At 63.0% G+C, this 13944-nt stretch carries 5 protein-coding genes; 3 read left to right on the top strand and 2 right to left on the bottom strand.

The window, feature by feature from the left end; all coding sequences use genetic code 11:
- The first annotated feature begins 19 nt into the window (after positions 1-19).
- From GTW25_RS04020 to GTW25_RS04030, 3 genes are all read left to right on the top strand, one after another.
- Positions 20-8542: a glycoside hydrolase family 94 protein gene (locus GTW25_RS04020; RefSeq protein ID WP_252910577.1), complete on the top strand. Its 8523-nt coding sequence runs from the start codon at positions 20-22 to the stop codon at positions 8540-8542.
- 214 nt (positions 8543-8756) lie between these two features.
- Positions 8757-10532, top strand: a complete 1776-nt coding sequence (locus GTW25_RS04025) for a glucan ABC transporter ATP-binding protein/ permease (protein WP_252910580.1) — start codon at positions 8757-8759, stop codon at positions 10530-10532.
- A gap of 254 nt (positions 10533-10786) precedes the next feature.
- Positions 10787-11968, top strand: a complete 1182-nt coding sequence (locus GTW25_RS04030; RefSeq protein ID WP_252910581.1) for an OpgC family protein — start codon at positions 10787-10789, stop codon at positions 11966-11968.
- A gap of 62 nt (positions 11969-12030) precedes the next feature.
- On the opposite strand, the gene GTW25_RS04035 is transcribed toward GTW25_RS04030, so the two are convergent.
- Positions 12031-13026, bottom strand: coding sequence for a branched-chain amino acid ABC transporter permease (locus tag GTW25_RS04035; RefSeq protein ID WP_372493043.1), 996 nt, complete (start codon positions 13024-13026; stop codon positions 12031-12033).
- Entirely contained in the window at positions 13026-13913 is an 888-nt protein-coding gene (locus tag GTW25_RS04040) for a branched-chain amino acid ABC transporter permease (RefSeq protein ID WP_252910583.1), read from the bottom strand. Before GTW25_RS04040 ends, GTW25_RS04035 begins: the two co-directional genes overlap by 1 nt.
- Positions 13914-13944: the final 31 nt, after the last annotated feature.

Consider the following 13944-nt stretch of genomic DNA (forward strand, 5'->3'; position numbering starts at 1 on the left):
TCACGGAACGTTTTGACGTATGAATATCCAGACCGACCCGGCCCGCATCAGCGACGCCGCTCCCCTCCTGCCTGCCGCCGTCGACACACCCATCCGCTTTGCCCCCGGCAATGATTTCACGCTTCAGGCGCTCGGTTACGATCTGGCCTCCGGTCGCTATGAGCCGGAATTCGATCTCTATGAACTCGACCTGAGAAAGCGGGCCACGGAGAACGCGGATATCATTTTGTCCGTCGTTACCTATCTGGGTCAGGCGCAACAAAATGCAGACCCGATAACGCCCGCCGCCGAATGGCTGCTCGACAATCACTATCTGGTCGAGGACACGATCGTTCAGGTGCGGCGCGATCTGCCTGCAAGCTTCTTCCGCAAATTGCCCGTCACCACCTTGCCCGACGGGCGGCGCGTCCCGCGTGCCCTCGTTCTCGCCTGGACCTATGTCGCCCATTCGGACAGCGCGATCTCGGTGACCGGTTTCGAAACCATGGTCGCCGCCTTTCAGGAAGTGGAGCCGCTGGCGATCGGCGAGCTATGGGCGTTGCCCTCGCTGCTCCGCTTCGTTCTGGTCGAGAATCTGCGCCGTCTGGCCGTGCGCGTGAAGCGCGCGCACGAGATGCGCGACGTCGCCAACAAGGTTGCCGATCAGGCGCTGGCGCAGGGCTCGGTCGAAGAGGAATTGCGCGTATTGGCCACCTACGAGGCCCATGCCCGCGACACCACTTTCGCGACGCAACTGCTTTTTCGTCTGCGCGACGGCACGCAATACGCATCGAGCGCGCTTGCCTGGCTCGAAACGGAACTCGAGAAATTCGATCTCGACGCCGAGGAAATCGCGCGGCGCGAACATGCCACGCTGTCGGCCGGAAACGTCACGACCGGCAATATCATCAAGGGCCTGCGGCTTGTCGACGACACGGACTGGACAGTCTGGTTCGAGGAACTCTCCCATGTCGACCGGATGTTGCGCGCGCATACCGATTTCGCCGATCTCGACTTTCATTCGCGTGATCAGTACCGCCGCTCCATCGAAGAGCTCGCCGGCGGAACCGACCTCACCGAAGGCGATGTCACCGAACGCGCGATCGCGATGGCCGAGGACCGCTCGACCGCGTTCGGCCGCAGCGCGCCGCCCGATATCGGCCTGTTCGTCGTCGGCCCGAAACGGCCGGAGCTGGAACACGCCATCGGGTACACGCCGCAATGGCCCACGCGCATCCGTCGCTTCTACAAGCTGACGAGCTGGGCCGGGATCGTCGTTCCCGCCGCGCTGCTCACGGCGGTTCTGCTGGCGGCGGTCGGCTTCACGCTGGGCGGCATCGGACTTCCGACGGCAGCCGTGATCCTGCTTCTGGCGCTTTTCTTCCTGCCGGCGAGCGAAGCCGCCTTCGGCCTCTACAACACGATCGCCTCGCTCATCGTCGAGCCGACGCGTCTCATCGGCTACGAATACAAGGAGGGCGTGCCGGACGACGCCCGCACGCTGGTGGCGCTGCCCATTCTCATCGGGTCGCGCGACGATGTGGAGGACGCGCTTCACAATCTGGAAGTCCACTATCTCGCCAACATGCAGGGCGAACTCGACTTCGCGCTCCTTTCCGACTGGAAGGACAGCGAATCCGAACAGACGACCGAGGACGCCGAACTCCTCGACTACGCGCAAAAGCGCGTCTTCGCGCTGAACGAGCGCTATCCGCGCGACGCGCGGCCGCGCTTTCACGTTCTTCACCGCCGCCGGCTCTACAACGATGCCGAGGGCGTGTGGATGGGCTGGGAGCGCAAGCGCGGCAAGCTGCACGAATTGAACGCGCTCCTGCGCGGCGATCTCGACACGACCTTCATCGCGCCGACAACGCCGCTGCCCGAAAACGTCCAGTTCGTGCTGACGCTCGACGCCGACACGCGCATGACGCGCGACGCGGTGGCGAAACTCGTCGGCAAGCTTTCACACCCGCTCAACCGGCCTGTCATCGACGGGAAAACGGGCCGCATCGTCAGCGGCTACGGCATCCTCCAGCCGCGCGTGACGCCGTCTCTGACGACGGGCAACGAAGCGTCCTTCTTCCAGCGTATCTTCTCGGCCAATCGCGGTGTTGACCCTTATGTGTTCGCCGTTTCGGACGTCTATCAGGACCTGTTCGATTCCGGCACGTTCACCGGCAAGGGCCTCTATCATGTCGACGCCATGGAAGCGGCGCTGAAGGACCGCATCGGCGAAAACGCGGTGCTCAGCCACGATCTTCTGGAAGGCGCCTATGCGCGCTGCGCGCTCGTCACGGACGTGGAGTTGATCGAGGATTATCCGACGCAATACTCGGTCGACGCATCCCGCAATCATCGCTGGATTCGCGGCGACTGGCAGCTTCTGCCCTTCATCTTCGAACCGGGCTCCGGCGTCCCCGGCCTGTCGCGCTTCAAGATGATCGACAATCTGCGCCGCTCGCTTACGCCGATCTCCTGGGTGCTGGCCTCGATCGCGGGGTGGATGCTCCTGCCGTTCGCCTATGCGGTTCAGTGGCAGGCGCTCTTGATTCTCAGCCTGGTGCTCGCGCTGACATATTCCATAGTCGACGCGCTGATGCCGCGTGACAGCGAGGCGACGTTACGCAGCCATTTCTCCGCGCTCGGCCGCGAGATCGCCTTTGCGACGGGTCAGGTCGTGCTGAAAGTGGTGCTGATCGCGCATCAGGCGTGGTCGTCCGCCGACGCCATCCTGCGCACCCTCTACCGCATGTTCGTCAGCCGTCGCCATCTTCTCGAATGGCGCACGGCATCCGACGCCGCACGTAGCGGTAGCGAAGATCTGGCAAGCTATTATGCGATGATGATCGGCTCGGTGGTGATCGCGCTCGTCGGCTTTTCTCTGGCCGTCATCGCCGATCATTCGGGCGCGGTCGTCGCGGGACTGTTTCTTCTGTTCTGGAGCGGCGCACCCGCCTTCGCGTGGCTGATCAGCCGCTCGGCCGAGACCGAAGACAAGCTCGTTGTCGACCCCGTCGACGCCGCAAAGCTTCGCACCGCCGCACGGCGCACCTGGCTTTACTACGAGACCTTCGTGACGTCCGAGCACAATTTCCTGCCGCCCGACAACTACCAGGAAATCCCGATGCCGGTGGTTGCGTCGCGCACGTCACCCACCAATGTCGGCATCTATCTCCTGTCGATCGTCTCGGCCCGCGACTTCGGCTGGATCAGCCTTGCCGAAGCCGTGCACAGGATCGAGCAGACGATCACTACCATCGAGAAGATGGAGCGCCATCGCGGCCATCTCTACAACTGGTACGACACCAAGACCCTCAAGCCGCTCTTGCCGCTTTACGTTTCATCGGTCGACAGCGGCAATCTTGCCGGTCATCTCGTGACGGTGGCGGCCACCTGCAACATCTGGGCGCAGGCGCCCGCCGCCCATCTTCAGGGCGACTATACAGGCATTCTCGACAACGTAACGATCCTCGCCGAAAGCCTCGACGAACTGCCCGACGACCGACGTCCGCTGCGTCCCCTTCGCCAGCGCCTGCGCGAGCGGATCGACGGTATGCGCCGCGCGGTGGAAACGATCCGCCGCGAGCCCGAGACGGCGGCGATCCGCACCATCAACCTTGCGGTCCTGACTGCCGAAATCCGCAAGCTGGCGCGCGCCATTCACGAGGAAATCGGTTCGCAGGCGAGCGAGACGCTGGCGCTTTGGGCCGACAAGCTCGACGCGTCCTGCCAGTCCCATATCTCCGATTCCTACATCGAGGACGATCGCCTCGCAAGCCTGCGCTCCAAGCTGGTCGAACTGCGCGACCGGTCGCGCAAATACGCATTCGAGATGGATTTCTCCTTTCTCATGCGCGGCGACCGCAAGCTGCTCTCGATCGGCTACCGTGTCGACCAGCGCCAGCTCGACGAAGCCTGCTACGATCTTCTGGCGTCCGAAGCGCGGCTGACCAGCCTTTTCGCCATTGCGAAGGGCGACGTGCCGACCGACCACTGGATGCGGCTCGGGCGACCGATCACGCTCGTCGGCTTTTACGGCGCGCTCGTCTCGTGGTCCGGCTCGATGTTCGAATATCTGATGCCGCCGCTGGTCATGAAGGAACCGCTCGGCGGCATCCTCAATCAGACGAACAATCTGATCATCACACGCCAGATCCGCTATGCGCGCGCCAAGGGCATTCCGTGGGGTATCTCCGAAAGCGCCTATAATGCGCGCGACCGGGAAATGACCTATCAGTACACCAATTTCGGCGTCCCCGGCCTTGGCCTGAAGCGGGGCCTTTCACAGAACACGGTCATCGCGCCTTACGCTACGCTGCTCGCCGCGCAGTTCAAACCGCGCGAGGCCGTCGCCAATCTGGCCGAACTCGAACTGATCGGCGGACGCGGGCGCTACGGCTATTACGACGCGATCGACTTCACCCCGACGCGCGTTCCGACCGGTTCCGATCATGCCGTCGTGCGCAACTACATGGCCCATCACACCGGCATGTCGATCGTCGCCGTCGCCAATGTGATCTTCGAAGGCCGCATGCGCGACCGGTTCCATTCGGATGCCGTCATCGAAGCGGCCGAACTTTTGCTTCAGGAAAAGGCGCCGCGCGACGTGCCGGCGACGAAGATACGCGCGGAGGCCGGCGATCGGATATCGGAGGAGGAGATCGAGACGAGCTCGGACATCCGCGTCATCGCCGATCCCGTCAACGCGCTGCCGGCTACGACCTTGATGTCGAACGGCTATTACAGCGTGATGCTGACCGCGCGGGGCACCGGCTACAGCCGCAGCGGCGAAATCTCGGTCACGCGCTGGTCGGGCGATCCGATCGAGGACCGGTCCGGCACATTCCTGTTCGTTACCGACACCGCGACGGGCGCGTGGTGGTCCGCCACCGGCGATCCGAAATCGGCCGATGGCGAAAGCTGCGAGGCCGTCTTCAGCGACGACAAGGCGACGTTCGTGAAACGCGTCGGCACGCTTACCGCGAAGGTCGAGGCGATCGTGGTCGCCGAAGCGAATGGCGAAGCGCGACGCATCACCATCACCAACCATGGGGACACGGACCGGCATCTGGAAATCACGTCCTTCGGTGAGATCGCACTGGCGCCCGAAGCCAGCGATCAGGCCCATCCGGCCTTTTCGAAGATGTTCGTGGAAACGACCATCGCCAATGACGGCAGCCTGATCCTGGCGCGCCGCAACAAGCGCGCTGAGGGCGAGGCGCCCGTCGCGCTCGCGCATTTCGTCACAGCAGGTGCCGGTATCGCGCGCGAGGCGCGCGCCGAAACGGACCGACGGGTGTTTCTGGGACGCGGGCGTTCCATCGTCGACCCGGCGGCCTTCGACCATCACGGCGCGTTCGGAGGAACGGAGGGGTTCACACTCGATCCGATCATGTCGATCCGCTGCAAGGTCCGCGTGCCGGCCGGCAAGGAAGTGTCGCTGACCTACTGGACGCTCGTGGCCGCGACGGAAGAGGACGCGCGCGCCTCGGCGATCCGCTTCGACAATCCCGGTTCCTTCGAGCGCCAGGCGATGCTCGCCTGGACGCGCTCGCAGGTCCAGACGCGCCATGTCGGACTTTCGCTCGCCGACGCCGCCGGCGTGCAGCGGCTGGCGCGATACCTGCTCTACCCGGACCCGGCGCTGCGCGCGCCTGCCGAACTCATCGCGGACGGGCTCGGACGGCAATCGGCCTTGTGGCCGACTAGCATCTCGGGTGACTTTCCGATCTTCGCGTTGCGCATCGCCGATGTCGCGGATCTCGAAATCGTCTCTTCGGCGCTTCGAATGCAGGAATATCTGCGCACGCACGGCATGGTCACCGACCTCGTGATCGTCAACGAGCAGGCCGCGTCCTACGTGCAGGATCTCCAGCAGGCGATCGAGCAGCTTTGCGACAACAGCCGCTTGCGCGGGCGCGAGCTTGGCCCGCGCCAGCACATCTTCGCGGTTCGCCGCGACCTGATGGACGACGAGACCTACAAGACGCTGCTTTCCGTCGCACGGGTCGTTCTTCATACGCGCAACGGAACGATCTTCGACCAGATCGACCGCGCTGAAGCGACCGCCCAGCAGGCATGGGGACAGCGGCTGTCAGGCACCGCGAAGCCGGCCGTCAGGCTCCTTGCACGCCTCTCCCCGGTCGCCACCGCCAATGGCGACGGTCTGGAATATTGGAACGGCTATGGCGGTTTCGCGGACAAGGGCAGCACCTATGTCGTGCGGCTCGACGGGAAGCGACATACGCCGCAACCCTGGATCAACGTGATCGCCAATGAGAATTTCGGGTTCCACGTCTCCGCGGAAGGCGCAGCCTTCACATGGAGCCGCAACAGCCGCGATTTTCAGGTCACGCCATGGTCGAACGACCCTGTGACGAACCGGCCCGGCGAAGGCGTCTACATCGTCGATCGCGACACGGGAGACGCGTTCTCTCCGCTTGCCGCAATGCTGCGCGACCCCTCGCTCGTCTACGAGGCGCGGCACGGTGCCGGACTGTCGGCGTTCCAGGTGGAGCGCAATGGCCTCGACGCGACGCTCGAACATCTGGTCGACCCGTCCGATCCCGTCCGCATCTCGCGGTTGAAGATCACCAATCGCGGCACGACGCCGTCGCGTCTGCGCGTCTACGCCTATGTCGAATGGGTCATGGGCGTAAACCGCACCCGCACGAGTGCGACGACCATTCCGGGGCATGATGCAAGTTCCGACATGGTGACCGCGCGCAATCCCTATCATCTCGATTACGGTGACCGCGTCGCGTTTCTGGCCGGCGACCGGCCGTCCCAGTCCTTCACCTGCGACCGGGGCGAATTTCTCGGCACGAGCGGGTGTTCGGAGCGGCCGGCCGCCGTAATCTCGGGCGCTTCGCTCGGCCGAACCGTGGAAGCGGGACGCGACATCTGCGGCGCGATCGCCTTCGACATCGACATTCCGGCCGGCGGCGAGGAAGCGTTGCAGATTTATATGGGCGACGCCGGATCGGCGGCGGAAGCGCGAGAACTGGTGCAGCATCATCGAAGCCTCGCCTTCGATGATAGGCTCGCCGGCAACGCCCGGCAATGGACCGAATTCGCCGACGCGCTCCAGATCGAAACGCCGGACCCCGCGTTCGACGCGCTGGTCAATCACTGGCTGCCCTATCAGGCATTCGCCTGCCGCATCCGGGCGCGCGCAGCCTTCTATCAGGCAAGCGGCGCTTACGGCTTCCGCGACCAGTTGCAGGACACGCTGGCGCTGCTCCTGCAGGATTCATCGCTGGCGCGCGCGCAGATTCTCAATGCCGCCGGCCGGCAGTTCCGCGAAGGCGACGTTCAGCATTGGTGGTTGCCGCTTTCGGGCGCGGGCGTTCGCACCATGATTTCCGACGACGTGGTGTGGCTTGCCCATGGCACGCATCGCTATGTCAGCGTGACCGGCGATGAAGCGATCCTCGACGAGTCCCTGCCCTTCCTCGAAGGGGCGGCTCTCGAAGAAGGACAGCACGACGCCTTCTATACGCCGCAAGTGTCCAGCGAATCCGCATCGCTCTTCGAGCATTGCGCGCGCGCGCTCGACCTGGCGATCCGGCGAACCGGACCGAACGGCCTGCCGCTGATTCTCGGCGGCGACTGGAACGACGGTATGAACCGCGTCGGCGAACAGGGGCGCGGTGAAAGCGTCTGGCTCGGCTGGTTCCTCGCCGCCACCTTGCGCGATTTCGCGCCGATCGCGGCCAAGCGCGGCGATACGGCGCGCGCAGATTCATGGACGCGCCACCTCGACAGGCTGACAATCGCCATCGAGGAGGCCGGCTGGGACGGCGAGTGGTATCGGCGCGGCTATTTCGACGACGGCTCGCCGCTCGGCTCGAGGCTTTCGGACGAATGCCGGATCGATTCACTTGCGCAATCGTGGGCGGTGCTTTCCGGTCTTGGCCCCACCGATCGCGCCAACCGGGCCATGACGAGCGCCCAGACGCATCTCATTGACGAGACGAACAGCCTCATCCGGCTTTTCACGCCGCCGTTTCAAAAGACGCTCAAGGAGCCCGGCTACATCAAGGGCTATCCGCCCGGCGTTCGCGAGAACGGCGGGCAGTACACCCACGCCGCGACATGGTTCGTACTTGCCCTTGCGGCACTCGGTCGCAGCGACGATGCCTATCACGCGTTTTCGCTGATCAATCCGGTCAATCATGCCGGCGATCAAGCGCGAGCCGACCTCTATCGGGTCGAGCCTTATGTCGTCGCTGCCGATGTCTATTCGGAATCCGACCGCGCGGGACGCGGCGGATGGACCTGGTACACGGGCTCGGCCGGATGGCTATATCGTGCGGCCGTCGAGGGCATCATCGGCCTCGATGTGAAAGGCGACGCATTCTCTGTGTCGCCGCGGATTCCTGCTAACTGGAAGGGATTCAAGGCTAAATTGAAAATCCGCAACGCTCGCTACGACATCGTCGTGGAGCGAGGGGAAGCTGATTCCATCCTATTCGACGGAACGCAGGTGCAACAAATCCCGATTTGGGCAGATGGAAATCACGAGGTTGTCGTGACGGTTGCAAAGGGTGACGACGGCTGAAAACGCTATGCCGCAATCGCACCGCAATTTGCGATCAAACTTTCAATTGATCAAAGATTTCCGATTGTTACAGCATCACGGAAAGTAACGAACGACCGCGCATTCGTGAAGCGTACGACGAAACCATTCCTCCCATATCAGATTGTCCGAGTCCGTAATCGGGCGTAGCGTGAATTTTGTTGCGCTGCACAATACCGAGTGAAAGGCCTGCACCGTGTCCCTTGTGGAAGTGTACTGGAGAACGTTGACCTACCTTGCAGCGGCACGCGGCAAGGTTGCGGTCATCTGTGGCTCCAACGTCCTCCTCGCCATCGTGGCCATCGCCGAGCCGATCCTTTTCGGCCGCATCATCGATGCGATCTCCGAAAAGAGCGATGTGACGCCTACGCTTGCCGCCTGGGCCGGGCTCGGCGTCTTCAACATCATCGCGTTCGTTCTCGTTTCGCGTGGTGCCGACAGGCTTGCGCACAAGGTGCGCGGCGACGTCCTTTCGCGGTCCTACGAGAACATGATCACCATGCCGCTCTCCTGGCACAGCAAGCGCGGCACGTCCTATTCGCTGCACACATTGCTGCGCGGCGTCGAGGCGATGTTCTCGCTGTGGCTGGAGTTCATGCGCCAGCACCTGTCGACGGCCGTGGCGCTCGTGCTCCTGGTACCGACGGCGATCGCGCTCGACCTTCGCATGTCGATGGTTCTTCTGGCGCTTGGCGTTTCCTATGTGACGATCAACCGGATCGTCATGAAGCGCACCAAGGACGGGCAGGCCGCCGTCGAGCAGCACTACCATAAGGTGTTCGCGCATGTCAGCGACTCGGTATCGAACGTGTCGGTCCTGCAAAGCTACGGCCGCGTCCAGCAGGAGACGCAGGCCCTCAAGGAGCATGTGCAGCGCCTGATCAACGCGCAGTATCCCGTTCTGGATTGGTGGGCGATCGCCAGCGCGCTCCAGCGCCTGTCCTCCACGATTTCGATGATGGTCGTCCTGATCATCGGCGCCATCCTCGTCTCGCGCGGCGAGCTGCGCATCGGCGACGTCGTTGCCTTCACCGGCTTTGCGACGCTCCTGATCAGCCGTCTCGACCAGATCACAGGCTTCGTCAATCAGGTGTTCGAGGCACGGGCCAAGCTCGAGGCCTTCTACGAGGTCGAGGATGCCGTCCAGGAACGCTCCGAAACCTATGGTGCGAAGGAACTCGGAAACGTCGAAGGGCGCATCGTCTTCGACAACGTCAACTTCCGCTTCCCCGGCACCAGCGAGGGCGTGAGCGACATCTCGTTCTCGGTCGAGGCTGGCCAAACCGTCGCCATCGTCGGCCCGACCGGTGCGGGCAAGACGACGCTGATCAACCTTCTCCAGCGCGTCTTCGATCCCTATTCGGGCACGATCACCATCGACGGCATCGATACGCGCAGCGTGTTGCGCGGCTCGCTGCGCCGCCAGATGGCGACCGTCTTTCAGGATGCGGGCCTGCTCAACCGTTCGATCGAGCACAATATTCGCCTCGGCCGCGAGGATGCGCTTAATGACGACGTGCATCATGCCGCCCGTGCGGCGGCGGCCGAAGGGTTCATCCTGGGCAAGTCCGAAGGATACGACACCGTCGTCGGCGAGCGCGGCGGCCAGCTTTCGGGCGGCGAGCGCCAGCGGATCGCGATCGCGCGTGCGATCCTGAAGGATGCGCCGATTCTGGTTCTGGACGAAGCGACGAGCGCGCTCGACGTGGAGACAGAAGAGCAGGTCAAGGAAGCGATCGATCGCTTGCGCGAAAATCGTACGACCTTCGTCATCGCCCACCGCCTGTCGACCGTTCGCGACGCCGATCTCGTGATCTTCATGGATAGCGGCCGCATCGTCGAGATGGGCGGCTTCGACGAACTCGCCCGGCGCAACGGCCGCTTCGCAAGCCTTCTTCGGGCGGGCGGCCTGCTCAATGATGAAGAGGTGCGGCGTTCGATCCGGCTCGCACCGGCCATCGAGGCGGCGTAAAACCCGTTGCGCCAACTATGTGAAAGGCCGCCATTGGCGGCCTTTCCTATTTCAGTGGATACTGAAACGAAGTTTTTCCAAATGTGATGGCGCGTGTGGATCGGATTGGCTACTTGACACGTTAATCAAGCGCTTCGGACCACTGCTCCAAGTCTAACGGCATTGGTCGGTACAGCGCGGACTTAAGCCTCAGGAAGGGACGCCTGGCTCGCGAAGCGGCTTGAACCCGTTTCGCACCGTTGGAATCTGTACGCATGAGCAATGGCAATCAATCCCTTCGCGATACGAGGATCGATGTGATCCGCGCCATCGCCCTCCTGACGATTTTCGTGAATCACGTTCCGGGAAATCCGATCGAGGTCATCACGCACAAGAATTTCGGCTTTTCGGACTCGGCCGAAGCTTTCGTCCTCGTGTCCGGCATTTCGGCCGCACTCGCCTATGGCCTGAAATTCGAAACCGGCAATCGCCTTATCGTGACGTTGAAGACGTGGCGTCGCGCGGGCGTTCTCTATATCGCGCAGCTTGGCACGACGATGGCGACGATCGGCATCTTCTCGTTCTTCGCGCTTTATTTCGGTGCGCCGCATCTGCTCGCCAAGATCAACATCGAGCCGGTAATGACCGATACGGCCGCAGCGCTGCTCGGCGTCGTGACGCTCGGGCACCAGCTCGGCTACAACAATATCCTGTCGATGTATGCCGTCGTGTTGTTGATGCTGCCGCTGTTCCTGCTCATCGGAACGTTCAGCATCGGCTGGATGGTGGCGGCATCCGGTATCATGTGGCTCGTCGCGGGGTTGCTTCCGATCGCGCCGCCGCACTTTCCGAACAACGGCTACTGGTTCCTGAACCCGTTCTCCTGGCAGTTGCTGTTCGTGCTCGGACTGGCGGCCATGATGCACATCAAGCGGGGCGGCAGCCTGCCGGTCAATCGCTGGCTGGTCGGCGCCGCGGCGCTCTATTTGACGATCGCGCTTTTGTGGGTCCGCCTCCCGCTTTGGGGCCTCGACGTGTCGATGGGTCTGCCGAGCATCTTCACCGGCTTCAGCAAGACGTTCCTGTCACTGCCGCGAATGATGCACGTCGTTGCGATCGCCTATCTCCTTTATGCGCTGCCGGCCGTGTCGAATATCTTCCGCACGAGCGTCGACAATCCGCTTGCGGTGCTGGGGCGTTATGCCTTGCCCGTTTTCGTCGTCGGCACGATCCTGTCGATGGCCGCCCAGGCCTGGCGCGGCGTTTTCCCGCCGACAATCATCTCGGACGTGACGATCGTCGCCGTGGGCATCGCTCTCCAGTTCGCGCTCGCCTATTACATCGACTGGTATCGCAGGCTCATTCGCACGCCCGCCAAGGAGCCGCGTCGCGTCGTCCTGCATGGACGTGAACTGTCCCCGGTTCCGGCACGGCCGAACAAGAACCAGCCGCGATAGGCCGAACAAAAAGAAGCGCCCCGCATGACGGGGCGCTTCTTTGATGCCCGACTGGAAACCGGTCAGAGCGTTTTCTTCAGCCATTTCTGAAGGACCCCGACGATGCCCTCGCGGAACAGCATCACGCAGATGACGAACACGATGCCCTGTACGATCGTCACCCATGCGCCCCACGTCGCCAGATAGTTCTGCATGGAGACGATGACGACGGCGCCGACGATCGGGCCGAAGACCGTGCCCATTCCGCCAAGCAGCGTCATCAGGACCACCTCGCCCGACATCGTCCAGTGCACGTCGGTCAGCGAGGCGAGCTGGAACACGAACGCCTTGGTCGCGCCGGCAAGGCCGGCCAGCGTCGCCGAGAGGACGAACACCGTCAGCTTGTAGCGGTTGACGTGATAGCCGAGCGAGATCGCGCGCGGCTCGTTCTCGCGGATCGCCTTCAGCACCTGACCGAACGGCGAGTGGATGACCCGGTAGATGATCAACAGGCCGATGAATGTGATGGCGAGCACCATCCAGTAAGTCGCGAAATGGCTCTGGATCGATATCAGGCCGAAGAGGTTTCCGCGCGGCACGCCCTGAATGCCGTCCTCGCCGCCGGTAAACGGCGCCTGAAGCGCGAAGAAATAGATCATCTGCGCGAACGCGAGCGTCACCATCGCGAAATAAATGCCTTGGCGGCGGATGGCGAGCGAACCGAAGATGAGGCCGAGCAAAGCCGCCGCGCCGGTTCCAGCGAGGATCGAGAGTTCGGGCGACAGCCCCCAGACCTTTGCCGCATGCGCCGCCACGTAGCTCGCCGAGCCGAAATAGGCGGCATGTCCGAAGGACAAAAGACCGCCGAAGCCGAGCAGCAGATTCAGCGCGCAGGCGAACAGCGCAAAGCACAGAATCTTCATGACGAAGACCGGATAGAGCATGAATGGCGCGATGATGCCGGCTGCAAGCAGCAGCGCAAGGATCACCATGTGACGGGCCGGCATGCCCATCCCCTTCTTGCGGATGCGCGGTTCGGCGACCGCGGAAGCGGCGTCTGTTTCAGTCACGGCGGTCATCACGCGGTCCTCCCGAACAGGCCGGCGGGCTTGATCATCAGCACGATGGCCATGATGACGAAGATGACGACGGCGGACCCCTCGGGATAGAAGACGCGTGTCAGTCCCTCGACGAGACCGAGGCCGAAACCGGTGAGGATCGCACCCAGGATCGACCCCATGCCGCCGATGACGACCACGGCGAAGACGACGATGATCAGTTCGGCGCCCATGTTGGGATTGACCGAGTAGATCGGCGCGGCAAGCACGCCGGCAAACCCCGCCAGCGCCACGCCGAACCCGTAGGTGAGCGTGATCATCAAAGGCACGTTGATGCCGAAGGCGCCGACCAGCGTCGGATTCTCGGTCGCGGCGCGCAGATAAGCGCCCAGCCGCGTCTTCTCGATCACGAACCAGGTGCCCAGACATACGAACAGCGAAGCGACGACGACCCAGCCGCGATAGTTCGGCAGGAACATGAAGCCGAGATTCTGTCCGCCGGCAAGCTGCGGCGGAATGCTGTAGGGCAGGCCCGATATGCCGTAATTGTTGCGCAGCACGCCCTGCATGATCAGCGCGATGCCGAAGGTCAGAAGCAGGCCGTACAGATGGTCGAGATGATAGAGCCTCGATATCAAAAGCCGCTCGATGACGATGCCGGTCGCGCCGACGATCACCGGCACCAGAAACAGCGCCCACCAGTAGCTGATGCCGAGATAGTTCAAGAGCATCCAGGCCACGAATGCGCCGAGCATGTATTGCGCGCCATGCGTGAAGTTGATGATGTTGAGCAGGCCGAAGATGATCGCCAGCCCCAATGACAGCATCGCATAGAACGAGCCGTTGATCAGGCCGAGCAGAAGCTGGCCGAAAAGAGCCTGCGGCGGAATGCCTATGAGCTCGAACATGTGCGCTTCCCGTAGTCGAGGACGTAATCGG

Origin of the sequence: Aliihoeflea aestuarii (assembly GCF_024105665.1) — a bacterium.
In the GTDB taxonomy this organism is placed as follows: domain Bacteria; phylum Pseudomonadota; class Alphaproteobacteria; order Rhizobiales; family Rhizobiaceae; genus Aliihoeflea; species Aliihoeflea aestuarii.